Annotated in this window: 16 protein-coding genes; 13 read left to right on the top strand and 3 right to left on the bottom strand. The window is 36.4% G+C overall.

Annotated features, from left to right (window positions below; genetic code table 11):
• Positions 1–128: 128 nt before the first annotated feature.
• Entirely contained in the window at positions 129–2,708 is a 2,580-nt protein-coding gene (gene clpB, locus ABFY81_RS04775) for an ATP-dependent chaperone ClpB (RefSeq protein WP_347913176.1), read from the top strand.
• 56 nt (positions 2,709–2,764) lie between these two features.
• Here the strand turns inward: clpB and ABFY81_RS04770 are convergent, their stop codons facing one another.
• Entirely contained in the window at positions 2,765–3,253 is a 489-nt protein-coding gene (locus ABFY81_RS04770; protein WP_198071399.1) for a CinA family protein, read from the bottom strand.
• Positions 3,254–3,519: 266 nt separating this feature from the next.
• Here ABFY81_RS04770 and ABFY81_RS04765 point away from each other — a divergent pair, with 266 nt between their 5' ends.
• Entirely contained in the window at positions 3,520–3,936 is a 417-nt protein-coding gene (locus ABFY81_RS04765) for a hypothetical protein (protein ID WP_004702759.1), read from the top strand.
• Positions 3,937–3,960: 24 nt separating this feature from the next.
• Here the strand turns inward: ABFY81_RS04765 and rlmKL are convergent, their stop codons facing one another.
• Positions 3,961–6,165, bottom strand: a complete 2,205-nt coding sequence (rlmKL, locus tag ABFY81_RS04760; protein WP_019458144.1) for a bifunctional 23S rRNA (guanine(2069)-N(7))-methyltransferase RlmK/23S rRNA (guanine(2445)-N(2))-methyltransferase RlmL — start codon at positions 6,163–6,165, stop codon at positions 3,961–3,963.
• A 228-nt stretch (positions 6,166–6,393) separates the two neighbouring features.
• Here rlmKL and ABFY81_RS04755 point away from each other — a divergent pair, with 228 nt between their 5' ends.
• The 5 genes from ABFY81_RS04755 (at position 6,394) to ABFY81_RS04735 (ending at position 11,640) form a co-directional block, all read left to right on the top strand.
• A complete protein-coding gene (locus ABFY81_RS04755) occupies positions 6,394–6,738 on the top strand; it encodes a hypothetical protein (RefSeq protein WP_049066570.1) in 345 nt (114 codons plus the stop codon).
• Positions 6,739–6,861: 123 nt separating this feature from the next.
• Complete coding sequence (locus ABFY81_RS04750; protein WP_004702756.1) at positions 6,862–7,878, top strand: aspartate carbamoyltransferase catalytic subunit; 1,017 nt, start codon at positions 6,862–6,864, stop codon at positions 7,876–7,878.
• 12 nt (positions 7,879–7,890) lie between these two features.
• A complete protein-coding gene (locus ABFY81_RS04745; protein ID WP_347913175.1) occupies positions 7,891–9,126 on the top strand; it encodes a dihydroorotase in 1,236 nt (411 codons plus the stop codon).
• A 213-nt stretch (positions 9,127–9,339) separates the two neighbouring features.
• Complete coding sequence (locus ABFY81_RS04740; RefSeq protein ID WP_347913174.1) at positions 9,340–10,758, top strand: OmpA family protein; 1,419 nt, start codon at positions 9,340–9,342, stop codon at positions 10,756–10,758.
• A gap of 102 nt (positions 10,759–10,860) precedes the next feature.
• Positions 10,861–11,640 (top strand): F420-dependent NADP oxidoreductase, encoded by a 780-nt coding sequence (locus tag ABFY81_RS04735; protein WP_347913173.1) that lies wholly within the window; start codon positions 10,861–10,863, stop codon positions 11,638–11,640.
• A 13-nt stretch (positions 11,641–11,653) separates the two neighbouring features.
• Here ABFY81_RS04735 and ABFY81_RS04730 read toward each other — a convergent pair whose 3' ends face one another.
• The gene (locus tag ABFY81_RS04730; protein WP_347913172.1) at positions 11,654–12,280 is read right to left on the bottom strand and encodes a glutathione S-transferase; all 627 of its coding nucleotides are present in this window, start codon (positions 12,278–12,280) and stop codon (positions 11,654–11,656) included.
• Between the two features lie 278 nt (positions 12,281–12,558).
• On the opposite strand from ABFY81_RS04730, the gene ABFY81_RS04725 reads away from it, so the two are divergent.
• The 6 genes from ABFY81_RS04725 (at position 12,559) to ABFY81_RS04700 (ending at position 16,806) form a co-directional block, all read left to right on the top strand.
• Entirely contained in the window at positions 12,559–13,167 is a 609-nt protein-coding gene (locus tag ABFY81_RS04725) for a hypothetical protein (RefSeq protein ID WP_347913171.1), read from the top strand.
• Positions 13,168–13,249: 82 nt separating this feature from the next.
• Positions 13,250–13,759, top strand: a complete 510-nt coding sequence (locus tag ABFY81_RS04720) for an ankyrin repeat domain-containing protein (protein WP_347913170.1) — start codon at positions 13,250–13,252, stop codon at positions 13,757–13,759.
• Between the two features lie 240 nt (positions 13,760–13,999).
• On the top strand, positions 14,000–14,425 hold the full coding sequence (locus ABFY81_RS04715; protein WP_227602354.1) for a tetratricopeptide repeat protein: 426 nt from the start codon (positions 14,000–14,002) through the stop codon (positions 14,423–14,425).
• Positions 14,426–14,444: 19 nt separating this feature from the next.
• A complete protein-coding gene (locus ABFY81_RS04710; RefSeq protein WP_347913169.1) occupies positions 14,445–14,996 on the top strand; it encodes a DUF1629 domain-containing protein in 552 nt (183 codons plus the stop codon).
• A 188-nt stretch (positions 14,997–15,184) separates the two neighbouring features.
• On the top strand, positions 15,185–15,550 hold the full coding sequence (locus ABFY81_RS04705) for a hypothetical protein (protein ID WP_347913168.1): 366 nt from the start codon (positions 15,185–15,187) through the stop codon (positions 15,548–15,550).
• 416 nt (positions 15,551–15,966) lie between these two features.
• Complete coding sequence (locus ABFY81_RS04700) at positions 15,967–16,806, top strand: ADP-ribosylglycohydrolase family protein (protein ID WP_068611487.1); 840 nt, start codon at positions 15,967–15,969, stop codon at positions 16,804–16,806.
• Positions 16,807–17,027: the final 221 nt, after the last annotated feature.

The following is a 17,027-nucleotide window of genomic DNA, read 5'->3' as shown; positions in this document are numbered from 1 at the left end:
ATTATAATGGAGTTTTACTTATTGTTATTTTTATAACATTATGAAAAATATATAAAAATTTATTTGAAATCCGAAAAAGTGTTCCCATCTATTAGACAAGTACAAATTTGTTGTGAGGAATAACAAGAATGCGTTTTGAAAAATTTACAAACCGCTTGCAGCAAGCCCTTTCAGATGCTCAATCTTTAGCGATGGGTAAAGACCATACCGCTATAGCAGGTATTCATATTTTGAGTACCTTATTAGAAGAGCCTTCAAATATTAGCTTGTTGCAACAAGCAGGTGCGCGATTACCTGAACTTAAACAAAAGCTTGAGCAAGCTATAAAAGATGCTCCGACTATTGCTAACCCGACAGGCGATGTCAATTTAAACCCAGAAGCAGTTAAAGCGCTTAACTTGGCAGATCGATATGCGCAGAAAGCAGGTGATGAATTTTTGTCAACTGACTGGGTTTTATTGGGCTTGGCAGAAACTGGCGAAACAAAAAATATTTTAAGTGCCGTAGGTGTCACTCCCGACAGCTTACGCAAAGTAATTGAACATATTCGAGGTAGTGACAAAGTCATGAGTAATAATCACGAAGACCAACGTGACTCACTTAATAAATATACGATTGATTTAACTGAGCGGGCTTTATCTGGAAAACTTGATCCGGTTATTGGGCGTGATGATGAGATTCGCCGTACCATTCAAGTCTTGTCACGTCGTACAAAAAATAACCCTGTACTCATTGGTGAGCCGGGTGTTGGTAAAACCGCTATTGTTGAAGGTTTAGCACAGCGTATTGTGAATGGCGAAGTGCCAGAGGGTTTAAAGAATAAACGTGTTTTATCCCTCGACTTAGGTTCATTACTTGCTGGTGCGAAGTATCGTGGTGAGTTTGAAGAACGCTTAAAAGCAGTTTTAAAAGATTTGGCAAAACACGAAGGCGAAATCATCCTGTTTATTGATGAGCTACATACGCTTGTAGGCGCAGGTAAAGGCGATGGTGCGATGGATGCAGGGAATATGTTAAAACCTGCGTTGGCTCGTGGTGAATTGCGCTGTGTAGGTGCAACAACCTTAGATGAATACCGCCAATACATTGAAAAAGATGCAGCTTTAGAGCGCCGTTTCCAAAAAGTATTGGTTGATGAGCCAAGTGTAGAAGATACCATTGCGATTTTACGTGGTCTAAAAGAGAAATATGCTACTCACCATGGTGTGCAAATTTTAGACTCAGCGATTATTGCTGCGGCGAAAATGTCTCATCGTTATATTACAGACCGTCAATTACCAGACAAGGCAATTGATTTGATTGATGAAGCAGCTTCTCGTATCAAAATGGAGATTGACTCTAAACCTGAAGCACTTGATAAGCTTGACCGCCGTTTAATCCAGTTAAAAATGCAATTGGAAGCGGTGAAAAAAGATGAAGATGCAGGCAGTAAAGCCGAAGTTACTCATCTTGAAAAACAGATCGCTGAAGTTCAGAAAGAATACAACGATCTGGAAGAAGTATGGAAATCTGAAAAAACTTTGGTAGAAGGTACCAAACAGGCTCAAGTTGAACTTGATAAAGCGCGTATTGCTTTTGAAAAAGCTCAGCGTGAAGGTGATTTGGCTGAAGCGGCACGTTTGCAATATGGTGTAATTCCAGAGCTTCAAAAACAACTTGAGCAAGACGAAGTTGCTGAAGAAAACGAAGAACCAAAACTCATTCGTACTAAAGTGACTGAAAACGAAATTGCTGAAGTGGTTAGTGCTGCAACGGGTATTCCGGTTGCTAAAATGATGCAAGGCGAGCGTGAAAAACTTCTTCATATGGAAGAGTTTTTACATGACCGTGTTGTTGGACAAGATGAAGCAGTCGTTGCTGTATCGAATGCAGTTCGTCGTTCACGTGCAGGTTTATCTGACCCGAATCGTCCTAGCGGATCATTCTTGTTCTTGGGGCCAACGGGTGTAGGTAAAACTGAGTTGACTAAAGCTTTAGCTAACTTCTTGTTTGATAGTGATGATGCCATGATTCGTATCGACATGAGTGAATTCATGGAAAAACATTCTGTCAGCCGTTTAGTTGGTGCGCCTCCAGGGTATGTTGGCTACGAAGAAGGCGGTGTTTTAACTGAAGCTGTTCGTCGTAAACCATATAGTGTGGTGTTGTTTGATGAGGTTGAAAAAGCGCATCCAGATGTTTTCAATATCTTGCTACAAGTATTGGATGACGGTCGCTTAACCGACTCACAAGGTCGAGTAGTGGACTTTAAAAACACGGTTATTGTGATGACATCAAACTTAGGTTCACAAGATGTACGTGAGCTAGGTGATGGTGCAACTGATGACGAAGTACGTACAGTCGTGATGAATGCAGTGAGTCAGCATTTCCGTCCGGAATTTATTAACCGGATTGATGAGCTTGTAGTTTTCCACTCACTCAAGAAAGCGCAGATTCGTGGTATTGCGGATATTCAGTTAGATCGCTTACGTTCACGCCTGGTTGATCGTGATATGAGCTTGAATGTTGATGACAGTGCATTTGATTTATTGATTGATGCTGGTTTTGATCCTGTGTACGGAGCGCGTCCATTAAAACGTGCAATTCAACAACAGGTTGAAAACACATTAGCTCAAAAAATCTTATCGGGTGATTTTGTCGCAGGTGACACTATTTTAGTTAAAGGCGAGCATGGCCACTTAGTTTTTGATAAGATGAAACTGAGCTAAGCTCTTTCTGCTAAAACCGAAAAGAGAATATGGAAACATATTCTCTTTTTTTATATTTAAATTTTATTTTGATTAGATGATATAAGCGTAATAATTGAGTCTGCTACTTTTTGTGTGAGAGTTTTTAGTTTTTGTTCGGCATGGCCAGATAAAAAATAATGATAATGATAAATACGCTTTTTGTAAGAAATACAGATAAAAAAAGTACCTACAGGCTTTTCTGCGGTTTCACTTCCACCATGTTTGAGTAAACCCGTACAACTTACAATAATATCCGCTTGCTGAAATAAGATTTGACCCTGCTTACACATTTCTTCTGTCACTTGTGGCGATTCAGCTGTGTACATATTAATTAAATTTGGATCAACTTTTAAAATACTAATTTTAATACTAGGGTCATAACTCACCAATCCGCCTAGTAAAATATCAGCGCCACTATTTTTATGAATCGAAAACTGACTGGTTAAGTAGCCTGAACTGGCACTTTCAATAAATGCAACTTTAAGTTGAAGATCTTCTAATAATTGGCAGCATTGCTGGAGCATTATTTCACCTCGTATGGTGTGTATTTATAAATAAAATCAAATACAAATGAATTATAAAATTACAGTAAGTGATTTAAAGGTACCCTTCAAGTCTGAGATAACAATCTATAAAACTATTGAATAGTGATGAAATACTTGTGATATATTTTGATTTTAAAATGATCAATGCTAATTATCGGGAAGTTTCTTTATAACATTGCGACAAGGTTAAAAAGTTGCTAGTTTTATTCGATATAACAAACAATAACAATTTTAGGAAGTAGGTAATGAATAATAAGCAAGGGTGTGCGCTAATAATTTTAAGCGGTATGTCTGTATTATTATCAAATACTTGGGCTGCTCAACCCATGAGTGAAAGTGCGCTTTCGACTCAGACAGGAGCGATAACCGCATCTTTGCCCGTTATTATTGCTAAAGCCCAAGATGATGCCAAGAAGCCTGAAAAAGAACAGCATCGAGCTCGAAAAGAATTAGGAGATAACTATTTACAAGAAGTTCGCTGGAATTCATTAAGGTCGAGTGTTTTATCACCTTATCAGGAACAAAAACAAAATCAGGTAATAGATATTAAAGAAAAGAAAGAACTAGAAATGGTTGCATTACCAGATCGGGCAGATCGTTTTACACGTTATGAATTTGAGCCAAAAAATGTACGTGGCGAAGTTATCATTACCGTAAAGTAATAATAACTTCTCGCCAAATTTATATTAGTTCAGACCTAGATGCTGAATTTTCCAAGCACGGTGGATTTTTTGATTTCGTTTAAAATCAAGTCCGATCGTTTCAGACGTAATTTCTTCAACGTCGTATAGTGCTTCAATCTCTTCATCCATCTCGAAGCCACGATAGTTATTCGAGAAGTAAAGTGTACCTTCACTTGTTAAACGGTTCATTGCACGTTTAATAAGAGAAACGTGGTCGCGTTGTACGTCGAAAGTACCGTAGAACTTTTTAGAGTTAGAGAAGGTAGGTGGGTCAATAAAGATAAGATCATATTGTTCGTGACCTTCTTTTAACCATTCAAAACAGTCGCTTGCAAAGAACATGTGTTGTTCGTCTGCATGATCTACAGTTAAACCATTTAAAACGAAGTTTTCTTTTGACCAGCCTAAGTAAGTATTCGATAAGTCAACACTTGTGGTACTAGCAGCACCGCCCAAAGCAGCATGTAAGCTTGCTGTAGAGGTATAACTATATAAGTTCAAGAAATGTTTACCACGAGCTTCTTGAGCAATACGTAAACGCATTTGACGGTGGTCAAGGAATAAACCTGTATCGAGGTAGTCGGTTAGGTTCACTAAAATTTTAGCTTTACCTTCTTGAACGATAAAACGTTTTGAAGCTGTACTTTGTTTCGTATATTGATTAGTTCCTGTTTGACGAGCACGTGTCTTAATAAAGATCGCATCGCGGTTCAAACCAGTCACAGCACGAATTACAGCAAGCGCTAAGTTAAAACGTTTTTTTGCTTTTTCAGGATCGATCGTTTTTGGTGGAGCATATTCCTGAACATGTAAGCGATCACCATATAAATCTACAGCGACGTTAAAGTCAGGTAAGTCGGCATCGTATAAGCGTAAGCAATAAATATTTTCTTTAGTAGCCCATTTTTTCAAGGCAGTCATATTTTTTTGCAAACGGTTAGCAAAGTCTTGAGCTTCTTCTATTTCCACGGGTTGAGCTTGCCAAGTTGCTAAAAATGGCTGTGTTACTTTTTCTGGTTTGATTGCACCGAAGCGAATGTAAATTGGTAACTTACCATTCATTAAACGTAAAGTTTCAGGCGCTTCAAAAGCTAATACATCCGCTTGTTCAATTTGAGCTGCAATAATAGCGGCATATTGATTTGGGAAATGTTTTTGTAAAAGTGCAGATAGACCTAAATAAAGAGAACGGTTTGATGCTTTATCACCTAAACGTTCACCATATGGCGGGTTAGTTACAATAAAAGCTGTTTTCTTTTCAGCGGCAAAATCTGGCCAGTCAGCTAAAGTACGTTCTTCAATTTGAATTTCGCTTAATAGTTTTTCAAAGCCCGCTGCAATAATATTTTCACGTGTTGCTTTTACCGCTTCCCAGTCAGCATCGTAGGCATAAAATTTAGGTAGAGGTAATTCAAGCGCTTTCTCATGACGTTCTGCTGCTTCAGCTTTGAGCGAAAGCCAAAGTTCACGGTCATGACCATGCCAGCCATTAAAACCAAAACGACGAACAAGACCAGGTGCGCGGTCAGTTAAAATCATTAATGCTTCAATGATAAATGTACCTGAACCACACATTGGGTCGAGTACAAGTTCTGGATTACGTTCTTTAAGCTTAGCTTTTTGTAAAATTGCGGCAGCTAGGTTCTCTTTAATCGGTGCATCTGTCATGTAACGACGGTAGCCGCGTTTATGCAATGAGTCACCAGATAAATCTAGACAGTAAGTATGTTCGGTCTTACCAGCAAGCACATATAAGGTAATTTCTGGTTGTTTAGTATCAATACTTGGGCGACGACCTACAGCTTCCATAAAGGAATCGACGACACCATCTTTTGCTCTAAGCGTTGCAAATTGGGTATTAACTTTAATTTCACGCTCTGCATGTAAGCGAATAGCAAAGGTACTTTGTGGTGCAAAAATAAGTGACCAGTCAAAGCTCATTGCACCTTCGTAAAGCTCTTCTGCTACGTCACGTGCATCATGTGTGTGTTCAAGTTCATAAGTATGAATTGGAAGTAAAACACGAGAAGCGAGACGTGACCACATGCAAATACGATAAGCATGCTCAAGCGTTCCTTCAATGATTAAACGTCCAGCTTTACGTTCTGTCACTTTGGTGCCAAGCTGTTCTATTTCTTCTTGTAAGAGGCTTTCTAAACCATCAGCACAAGTAATCCAATAGTGGTTTAAACGTAAAGAGGTATTCATAAACTCAATTGACCAAAACATATAAATATTAACGATGCAAAGTTTAACTTATTTTGATGTGTAAAGGTCTTTAAATTATTGCAACCTATCACTTGGCAACCAATAAACTGATTTTTAAAGCTTAAAATATATAAACTGGTATGTATTTTGCTAAACCTCTATGAGTAACGCTTATTTATTAAATGGTTTTTAACCAATTTTATGATTTGAAAGCATAGGGGAATATAAATGAAAGATATGATGGGGAATGGTTTTGTAACCAATGCGGAAGCTTTTTCAATCTCTACACAAATATATGTACGTATGCGTAGAGTCACGGGACGAGTCATAGATGCATTGTATGTGGTCCAAAATAAAGATTATGCAAAGTATGTAATAGCGCTTGCCTTGGAAACAGATGACGATGAATTAAAACGTTTTGTTGAGCGATTAAACTCATTGACTGACTCAATACCCGAGCTTCCTCAAAAACAAATCGCTAGCAATGTTCAGTTGAGCGAAGAAACAGAAATCACGGCTGAAGATATTTATCGGGCACAAGTTCCACATCATTATATTGGTGCTTTAAGGTAATCTTTGCGCGACCCTAAATTTTCTGGTCAATTTAGGGTCTTATTCTGTAAAGTTCTTCTGCGAAAAAGCTGGAATTCAGCTACACTATGCACGTTTTCGCGATTCGACCCATAGGAATCCATTATGCATATTGCAGCGTTGCATCAGCCGAGCCAGGTTCAGCTCAATCAAGACGGAAATTTAAAACATTTTTTAACGATTGAGGGCCTTTCAAAAGAAAACCTCACTAAGATTTTAGATACCGCGCAAAGCTTTTTAGATGATAATAATAATTTAATCAACCGCCCGCTTTTAGAAGGACGGACGGTGATGAATCTTTTCTTTGAAAACTCCACCCGTACTCGTACTACTTTTGAAGCAGCAGCAAAGCGGTTGTCTGCCAATGTGCTGAACATTGATATTGCTCGTTCAAGTACATCTAAAGGTGAAACTTTACGAGATACGCTTTGGAACCTTGAGGCAATGGCTGCCGATATTTTTGTAGTCCGCCATTCATCTTCGGGTGCTGCACATTTCATTGCTAAAGATGTGTGTCCAAAAGTCGCAATTATTAATGCTGGAGATGGACGTCATGCTCATCCAACGCAAGCGATGCTTGATATGCTGACCATTCGCCGTGAAACCAAAAAACCATTTGAAGAGTTGAGTGTTGCTATTATTGGTGACATTAAACACTCTCGCGTAGCACGTTCAGATGTGGCTGCACTTCAAACTCTTGGATGTAAAGACATTCGTGTGATTGCACCGAATACATTATTGCCAGTTGGTTTTTCAGAATACGGTGACCATGTTCGTTTGTTCAATAACATGGATGAAGGTGTTACTGGTTGTGATGTGATTATTGCGCTACGTATTCAAAATGAACGTATTGATTCACCAGCATTATCTTCGCAATCTGAATTTTACAGAATGTATGGCTTAAACAAAGAACGCTTAAGTTTAGCTAAACCAGACTGTATTGTTATGCATCCGGGACCAATGAACCGCGGTGTAGAAATTGATTCGAGTATTGCCGATGGTGACCAGTCTGTGATTTTAAAACAGGTTACTAACGGTATTGCAGTTCGTATGGCTGTACTGGCGTTGTCTATGCAAGGGCAACTGCAAGAACAAGGTTTAATTGAAGCGATTGCGTTGTAAGGAATGGATCACATGAGTATTGTAAAAATTGAAAATGTACGTGTGTTAGACCCAATCCAAAAAACAGACGGCGTACAAACTGTATATATTCAAGATGGTAAGTTGGTTGCAGCAGTTGACCAAGTTGAACAAACCATTGATGGGCAAGGCAAATGGTTAATGCCGACTATGGTTGATTTGTGCGCACGTTTGCGTGAACCAGGTCAACAACAACACGGTACACTTAAGTCTGAAGGGAAGGCTGCACGTGCTAATGGTATTTTGCATGTCATTACCCCTCCAGACTCAAAGCCAATTGTTCAAGATAATGGCGCCCTCATTCATGGCTTAGTTGAAAAAGCTTGGCTTGATGGTGGTATCCATATGCATATTATCGGTGCGCAGACTCAAGGCTTAAATGGTAAACAACCAGCAAATATGGCTGGCCTTAAAAAGGGTGGTTGTACTGCTGTTTCAAATGCGAATGCTGCTTTTGAAAATGATGATGTTGTTGTTCGCACGCTTGAGTATGCGGCTGGTCTTGGTTTAACAGTCGTGTTCTATGCTGAAGAACCGCAACTTGCTAAAGACGGATGTGCTCATGAAGGTTTTATCGCATCGCGTCAAGGTTTGCCGATGATTCCTGCAATTGCTGAAACTGTAGCGATTGCAAAATATTTGCTTATGATTGAAGCGACAGGTGTTAAAGCTCACTTTGGTTTGTTGTCTTGCGGTGCGTCGGTTGAATTAATTCGTGCAGCAAAAGCAAAAGGCTTGCCTGTGACTGCCGATGTAGCAATGCATCAGTTACATTTAACTGAGCAATTAACTGATGGCTTCAACTCACTTGCACATGTTCGTCCACCATTGCGTTCTGAGCAAGATAAAGAACTTTTACGCCAAGGTTTAAAACAAGGTGTCATTGATGCAATTTGTACGCATCACGAACCATTAAGCAGTTCAGCGAAAATGGCACCATTTGCTGAAACTCAACCGGGTATTACAGCATTCGATACTTATGTAGCTTTAGGTATCCAACTCATTAATGAAGGCTTATTTGAGCCGCTTGAATGGGTTACCAAAGTGACAAGTGCTCCTGCACAGGTAGCAAATATGACTACACGTTGGCAAGCCGAAGCAGGGTGGGTGTTGGTCGATCCTGAATTAAGCTGGACCTTAAGCAAAGACACTATTTTATCGCAAGGGAAAAATACGCCACTACTGGGTCAAAACCTTACTGGTAAAGTGCTACAAACTTTTGCTGTGTAGTTTCCGACGGCTAAAAACTTATTCAAAATATAAACAGGCAGATCTTTTTGATCTGCCTGTTTTGTAAATACTAGATGGAAAATTGTATATAAATTATTTAAAAAACAACAAAAGATTTCGAGCGCATTAGAATAAAAAACTATCAGCAAACAGAAGTATTTGAATAACCAAAAAATTGCTGGTTACGACGTATAAGATTCGGGAGAATAAACAATGTCGATAAACCCTATAGAACTGCTTAAAGAAAAAGTATCTTCAACAATATTAGATAATCAGGATGGATTCCTAGGCGAAAAAACTAACGCGCTTTCTAAGTTTTATCCAATTTTACTTTCATTATTAGCTGCTAAACCTGATCTTATTGGACAATTAAAAAATAGTTTAGCCCCCTCATTATCCGATCTTTTTTCTCATAATGATCAAATTAAAAATACTGTACTGACTCATTTAAGCGGTACTGCGCCATCTGCCGAAATTGAAAGTACACTCAATAGTGCGATCAAACCTAGTCTCAATACAATTTCTGAAGTTGCCGGAAGTGATCAACAAAGTATTGTGAACTATTTACGTCAACATGCAGAAACGATTCGTTCATATTTACCAGGATGGGCAGTTGGACTATTGGCACCATTAGGTCTGGGTGCAGGTTTATCATCAGTAACGACATCAACTGCACCACCGCTTGCCGCGGCAACCGAAACAACAGGGAAATCTCGCGGAATTTTACCGATTATTGCACTGATTATTCTTGGTTTATTAATCGCTTGGTTGTGGCGCTCTTGCCAACATAAAGAAGCTACACCTGTACCTGAGACTTCACCTGCAAGTGGTGTGGCAACCGCAGCAGCTGCACCTGCTACTTTAACTTTAAGTACAGATGATAAAGGTGCTGTGAGTCAATGTCAGGCAGGTATTGGTGATCAGGGCTTCTTGGCAACTTTGCAAATGCATGTTAAGAAAGTTCTTTCAGCGACTAAAGACTGTGATGTTGATACTAGCCAAACTCATGCCGCTGCATTTACCGATAAGGATGCATTAGCAGGTGTACTTGGTGCATTGAAAGGTGTTCCAAATGCATCGTTAGAATGGGTAGGTGACAAAATTACATTGAAAGCAGGTGATGCCGCAGCTTTAGAAGCTTTAACTACCAAGGTAAAAGCGTTGGTACCACATACTGAGGTTGTTGGTACAGCACCTACAACAGCTGAGCAATCTGTGAGTAATAGTTTAACGGCTTCGCAAACAGCGTTAGGTTCAATTGATCCGAACAATGTAGACGTAAATGCTTTAGTTAAAGCTCTTAACTTGCAAATCATTAACTTCGCGAGTGGTTCAAGTGAAATTCCAGCAGATAACAAAGCTATTCTTGATCAAGCTGCAACACTGTTAAATAAAGTGACTAGCGTGAAATTAAACGTAGGTGGTCATACTGACTCAACAGGTAATGCTGCTGCCAATAAAGCACTTTCTCAACGCCGTGCTCAAGCTGTAGTAGATTACTTAGTTTCTAAAGGAGTAGATGCTTCTAAACTTGTTGCCCAAGGTCATGGTTCAGAAAACCCTGTTGCTGACAACAAGACTGAAGAAGGTCGCTTTAAAAACCGTCGTATTGAGTTTTCAGTAGCCCAATAATCAATAGATTCATAAGAAATCTTGATTTTACTGAATTCTGATTTGAAAAAAGCTTCTCATTTTGAGAAGCTTTTTTATAGAGATCAATATTGTTGAGTTGACATGAAAATCAGTTTGTTAGGAAGTGGGCGTGTTTCTTTTCATTTGGCAAAGGCACTTTTGGCTAAGGGGCATCACATTACTCAAGTCTACGCGCGTGATTTTGAGAAAACCCAAAAATTTGCAGAGAAAATTCAAGCAAAAGCATGCCAAACACTTCGCGAATTTCAACCGACTGATCTTATCATTCTAGCGGTTTCAGATAGTGCAATTGCAAAGCTTGTAAAACAAGTTCATGAATTCTTTCCTGACACACTCATTGTCCATACTTCGGGTAGTACTGATATTGAAGTCATCAGTCATATACATGAAAAAGCAGGGGTGTTTTATCCATTACAAACATTTAGCTTAGAAAGAGATGTTGATTGGTCTGCAACGCCATTATTTGTTGAAGCAGTAACAAATGTCGATCAGGAACTACTTTCAAATTTAGCAAATAGCCTAAGTAATCGAGTATATCAATACACCTCCAAACAACGTTTAACTTTACACTTAGCGGCTGTGTTCGCTTGTAATTTTAGTAATTACTGTTTTGATATGGCAAAACAGGTTGTAGACAAAGAGCAAGTGGACTTTAGCTTGCTCTATCCTTTAATTTTGGAAACAGCTAAAAAAGCGACTGAAAATGATCCGAAACAAATGCAAACTGGGCCTGCGGTAAGGGGAGATCAGAATATCTTGGCAATGCATCAAGACTTATTGGCTCAAGCAAATCAAGATGATTTAAAACAGGTTTATCAACTTTTAAGTGATGGCATCTTGAAACGTCATCACTCGGGCTAAAACTGATTTAAAGTTAAGGTTCGCCGTTATTTCCCCATTTTAAGAAGCCAGCACGTTGATTTAACAGTTCAAAATATTGGTCGACATGCTTAAGCGTTGGATGGTCAAAAGGAGTGGCCTTCCAGCGCTGTACAGATAGACCAATTGGAATATCGGCTAAGCTAAATTGTGAGCCTGCAACATAGGCCTGAGTTTTTGCGAGTTGTTGATCAAGAATCTGCATATGATGATTCCAGTCATCAATACCTTGCTCTAACAACTTTGGATCTTGATGATCTGGTGAGTTTCTCAAGAGAGACATAATCGTATAAGTCCAACTGTTATTCAGCTCGATTGCTTGCCAATCAATCCACTGGTCAACAAAGAATCTTTCTTTCGCTTGCTTAGGATAAAGCTGATGCTCTTTATCGTAAGCATTTGCTAAATAACGGATAATACTGTTGGACTGCCAAAGGACTAAATCACCATCTAAAACAACAGGAATTTGACCATTGGGGTTTAATTGTAAATATTCAGGTGATTGAGCAGAGCGAAAGCCTCGTCCCCAGTCTTCTCTTTCATATTCAAGATTTAGTTCTTCACACAACCATAAGACTTTGCGAACATTAATGGAGTTATCGCGCCCTAAAATTTTTAACATGTGTTGTCCTTAGCAATTTTTAGTATGGCAAGTACCAGTTTCTATAAATAGCTAGATTTGGCTCGATTGGCAATCAATAGTTAAAAAAATATATCTATTAGGACATATATCCTAAATAAAAATCTAAAATTTGATTAATAAGAATATATTTGAATTTTTAAGGAGTGTTGTTTGATATTATAGGAGTAATACTTTTAACCAGAATTGAAGAGATAAACTATTCAAAATAAGTGTGGAAATGAGTTGGTCTATATAATTTAATTAATAAAAGGTTATTAATGGAAGAGAAAGTTATTGAATTAAATGAGAGGAATATCCTAATGAGATATTCCTCTCGATTAAGTGAGCAAGCAAAATGGTTGGCAGAACTGATTGTAGATATGAGTCGGAAGGGTGTATCTATTGAAGATGGTGTAAAAATACAGTTTGGTTGGTCTTTTTTGATATTTCGAAATTTTGATGATAATCAGTTAATATTGTGTGAACCAGATTTTTCACGTAATCCATTTAGTGAAGAAAAAAATAGTATTGATTTTACACTTGAAGTTCAGGCACTACAAAATAGTTTTGCAAAGCGTTGCGGGGTAGATCCTATAGCTACGTTATTTCAGGATAAAATTATTTTAGTAAAAGGATGTTTGGATAAAGAAAAACTATTTATGGAGCGTATAGAACCAGACTTAGAGAAAGGTGATTCTGGATGGTTCATTAATACACTTGAAGATGATAGCGAAAACATTGAATATGAAGCAATATATGCTTTTCAACTACTTTACTTAAGACCTGAAATTATGTCTGTACTGATACTACCACCAGAATTTATAGTTCTAGTGGATAAGAATACTATTGAAAAAGTAATAAATGAAAAAAATGAAGTTGTTTTATGAATTATTAGCGAATATTTACAGTGAAAAAATTTATATAAGTAAACTGACGGTTGGGTAGAAAAGGAAACATAGAGAGCGAAAAGTGAATGATTTGAAATCTATTGCTAGAGAAATACATTATGCTATTAAAGGTAATGATATTGATTTAGCTATAAAGCTATTAAACGTTAATGAAAAACTAGGCATTCTTAGCTACAAGACCCCTTTTGGAACATGGTTGCATGATGCTTCTGCTCATGGTCGTCAAATTTTAGTAGAGTATTTGGTTAATAAAGGAGTTGATATAAATGAAAGAGGAGGGATTTTAGGAGGAAATGCTTTAAATGAAGCAGTAAAAAGTCAGCATATAGATCTTATTAATTATTTATTAGACTTAAATGTTGAAATGATAATCGATGAGTCCGAACATAATTCGCTCTTTACGGCAATTTATGTGGGAAATTTAACTATAGTTAAGATTTTAATATTTCGGGGTATAGATTATAAAATTTCTTATACGAGTGATTATATGAATAATATGGATGCTGAAGCATTCGCCTTGGAACGTGGAGAAAAAGAAATAGCTAGTTATTTGAATTTTTTGAAGCAGTAAGATTAGATGCAATAAATTAAAAAGTATCTCATATTCAATAGTAATATATTTAAAGTATATATATCTTCAACTGAGCTTAAAGTGATAAAATTAGATGTGTTTATTATTTTTTGAAATAGATATCAGTAAAATTCATTAAAACCCAGTTAATATTTTAGATTCAGTGTTTGCAAGTGGAAGAACTTAAGTAGGAAATTTTCTTTAAAATAAACCTAGTGGTTAAGATAGCAAGTAGTAATTATGAAGCAGTTACCCAATGAAATTCACGAAGAAATTACCTTTTTATGTAAACGAGGCGATGAGCTTGTTAAGCACGGAAATGTTGAGGAAGCAAAGAAAAATTATATTGATTCTTTAAAATTACTTCCAAGCGACCATAGAGAGTGGGAAGCAGCAACGTGGATATATGTTGCAATGGGAGATATGTATTTTCACCTTAAAAATTATGAACAAGCCTTTAAGTGCTTTTACAATGCAGTTCAGTGTCCACAAGGGCTGGGAAATCCTTATATTCATCTTCGTCTTGGACAGCTTTATTTTGAAGAAGGTAGCTTTGATGAATCAGCTGATGAATTAACACGAGCTTATATGGGAGGAGGGTTAGGTATACTTTTGGAAGATGATCCTAAGTATTTAGACTTTTTAGAAACAAAAATTGTTATATAATATAACCTTAAGGTCAAAAATGTATAGCGTTTGGAAAGCAGATTTTGATAATGAAATTTATTATACGCGTGGAACCATTAGAGATATTAGTGTATTAAAGGAAATTAAACTTACAAAGGGTGAACCAATCTCTGATAAAAATATCAAGATAAATATTGATTTAATCGAAGAATATGAACCAGCAGACTATTTTCATGTAGGTTCACTTTTTATAGTTTCTAGTAAGCTAAAAGATATTTTAGAAACAAAACAGGTAAGTGCAGAATACTTTCCAATAAAGCTATATAAACCAAATGGTATTCCTATACAAACTAAATACTTTTTTGTAAACTTATTAAAAAAAATTGATTGTATTAATAAAGAACATTCACAGTATATAGAAGAAGAAGGCTATATTGATGAAATTTATAAACTTGTTGTTGATGTAGATAAGGCTAAAAATGAAGTCTTATTTGGAGTTGATAAAACATTTAATAACATAATCTTAGTACATGATTCATTAAGTGACTTAATAAAAAGTTTAGGTTGTACAGGGGTGAGATTTATTAAGATTGATGATTGGAAATGGTAGGATTGAAAAGTCTCTCAGTGTGAAACTGTGCAGTACTTACTATGCATATTTATAAAAAGTATTGAGTAGTTAGCTTAGAATTAAGAGATAATTTAAATATCTTCTTATTAAGTAGAATTGATGTGATATTCGACAATAATAGGCTAAATATGAATTTTTAAAAAAAAGCTGAATTGGTCAATATTGTTGTGAATGAAATTATTTATTCAGCTCCAGCTAATTGGTCAAAGATTGTATATTATACAGAACGATTACCTGATATGGAAATTGGTTTGCGTGATGCTTCGATTAGTAGATGTTGGGTAGGACAGGATGAAAAGCTTTATGATGCTTCTAATGGTCCAGCTTTAAGTATATCTGTTGAGTTAGATGATGCAGTAGATGAACTATTCATAGATTCTGAAAAAAATAAAGATATATGGACTGGTTTTAGTGTGGTTGTTAATAAGGATGGTAAATATATAACTCAATTCTACTATAAAGATACACCACTTCTAGATAATAAAACGGATGAATATAGAGCAAAATTAGATGCTTTATCTGAGCTGAATTAAATATGATAATGGATTTTAATTATAGGTGTAAAGGTCGTATAATCTTTTAAGGTTGATTAAATTAATTGGTTGAATTTTTCTGATACTTTAGAAAATAGGATTAAGTTAGGAATCCTATTTTGTTAATTATTTTTGACTAAGCTCTTAAAGAAATTGTTTATACAAATTTTTATAAATACGAATTAAATGAAGATCGATATCTTAAAAATATTTTCAGATTAATGCATAAGATAGGTTATTATAAGTGAAAGTATTTCTATCTAAGAAATTATTTGAATCGTTCTATCATGACAACGAGTTCAAAGCAGCACTCTTGGAAGTTTTAATACTTGAAGAAAGTGCAAAAAATGAACCAGAATCTGTAGTTTTCGATAATTTAATAAAAGACTATTTTCATTTAAAGAGACTTAATTCTTATGTTGACTGAAATTGCTATTGCGGATGCTTACGGTGCAGGCTTTGAGTTTTGCAGTGAAGAAAAAATTATTTCACAGAATAATCTAGAACTATATAGCAAGCATGAGCTATACGATATTTTAGGCAAGTATACAGATGATACTCAAATGTCGATTGCGATAGTAGAGTTCATATTATCAGGTCAAGAATGGAATAAAGAAAATATAGCTTCAAAATTTATAGAATGCTTTAAAAGAGATGTGAGATTAGGGTATTCAGAAGGTTTCTTCAATTTATTAAGCAAAGTGGAGTCTAGCAAAGAATTACTTGAATTAATAATTCCGACAAGTGAAAGAAATGGAGCTGCAATGCGTTCAGTTCCTATTGGCTTTCTAAAAAATAAAGAAGATGTAATCACCTTAGCAAAATTGCAAGCACAAGTTACACATGATTCACCCATAGGAATTCAATCAAGTTGTGCTGTCGCGTTAGCTGCTCATTTTGGAGTTCATCAAAAAGGTTCTATTAGGGAGTTAAGGAATTTTCTAGAGTCAGAGCAATATGGAAATTGGGATTATAATTGGAAAGGTAGAGTATCTTTAAATGCATATGACACTGTCAGTGCAGCGATGACGTGTTTATTAAATCATAGTTCTTTAAGTGGGCTTCTAAAGTCATGTATTAATCTTGGTGGAGACACTGATAGCGTTGCAGCGATAGCTGTTGGTTTAGCCACATGTTTTACAGAATACAGAAAAGATTTACCTATTCAGCTTTATAATAATTTAAATGAAGATAAATACGGAATATCTTTTTTACAAGATTTAGAGAAAAATTTTTTTGTAGAAAATTTAATATAATCATGAGGTTATATTGTTGATTTTTAAAATTTAAAGCTATAACTTTAATCAAAAAATACGTTCTTTACTTAATTTTTTGAAGATAAGATCTTTAATTTTATGATCTGATCCAGACTGCGGCGTTCAAAATTAGTCACAGGGCGCCAGTATGGACTTTTCTTTAAAACATTAAGTAGGGTTTGTTGGTTAAGACCAATGTAAATTATGGTCAAAACGTTGAA

It is taken from the genome of Acinetobacter sp. WA-87, assembly GCF_039938935.1.
Lineage (GTDB): Bacteria > Pseudomonadota > Gammaproteobacteria > Pseudomonadales > Moraxellaceae > Acinetobacter > Acinetobacter seifertii.
Note: the sequence above shows the minus strand (reverse complement) of the source record. Positions and strands in the feature narration are given on the sequence as shown.

Bases quoted from the DNA above. Each gene is read 5' to 3' on its own strand.
- clpB (WP_347913176.1), top strand. From the start codon at position 129: ATGCGTTTTGAAAAATTTACAAACCGCTTGCAGCAAGCCCTTTCAGAT.
- ABFY81_RS04770 (WP_198071399.1), bottom strand. From the start codon at position 3,253: ATGCTCCAGCAATGCTGCCAATTATTAGAAGATCTTCAACTTAAAGTT.
- ABFY81_RS04765 (WP_004702759.1), top strand. From the start codon at position 3,520: ATGAATAATAAGCAAGGGTGTGCGCTAATAATTTTAAGCGGTATGTCT.
- rlmKL (WP_019458144.1), bottom strand. From the start codon at position 6,165: ATGAATACCTCTTTACGTTTAAACCACTATTGGATTACTTGTGCTGAT.
- ABFY81_RS04755 (WP_049066570.1), top strand. From the start codon at position 6,394: ATGAAAGATATGATGGGGAATGGTTTTGTAACCAATGCGGAAGCTTTT.
- ABFY81_RS04750 (WP_004702756.1), top strand. From the start codon at position 6,862: ATGCATATTGCAGCGTTGCATCAGCCGAGCCAGGTTCAGCTCAATCAA.
- ABFY81_RS04745 (WP_347913175.1), top strand. From the start codon at position 7,891: ATGAGTATTGTAAAAATTGAAAATGTACGTGTGTTAGACCCAATCCAA.
- ABFY81_RS04740 (WP_347913174.1), top strand. From the start codon at position 9,340: ATGTCGATAAACCCTATAGAACTGCTTAAAGAAAAAGTATCTTCAACA.
- ABFY81_RS04735 (WP_347913173.1), top strand. From the start codon at position 10,861: ATGAAAATCAGTTTGTTAGGAAGTGGGCGTGTTTCTTTTCATTTGGCA.
- ABFY81_RS04730 (WP_347913172.1), bottom strand. From the start codon at position 12,280: ATGTTAAAAATTTTAGGGCGCGATAACTCCATTAATGTTCGCAAAGTC.
- ABFY81_RS04725 (WP_347913171.1), top strand. From the start codon at position 12,559: ATGGAAGAGAAAGTTATTGAATTAAATGAGAGGAATATCCTAATGAGA.
- ABFY81_RS04715 (WP_227602354.1), top strand. From the start codon at position 14,000: ATGAAGCAGTTACCCAATGAAATTCACGAAGAAATTACCTTTTTATGT.
- ABFY81_RS04710 (WP_347913169.1), top strand. From the start codon at position 14,445: ATGTATAGCGTTTGGAAAGCAGATTTTGATAATGAAATTTATTATACG.
- ABFY81_RS04700 (WP_068611487.1), top strand. From the start codon at position 15,967: ATGTTGACTGAAATTGCTATTGCGGATGCTTACGGTGCAGGCTTTGAG.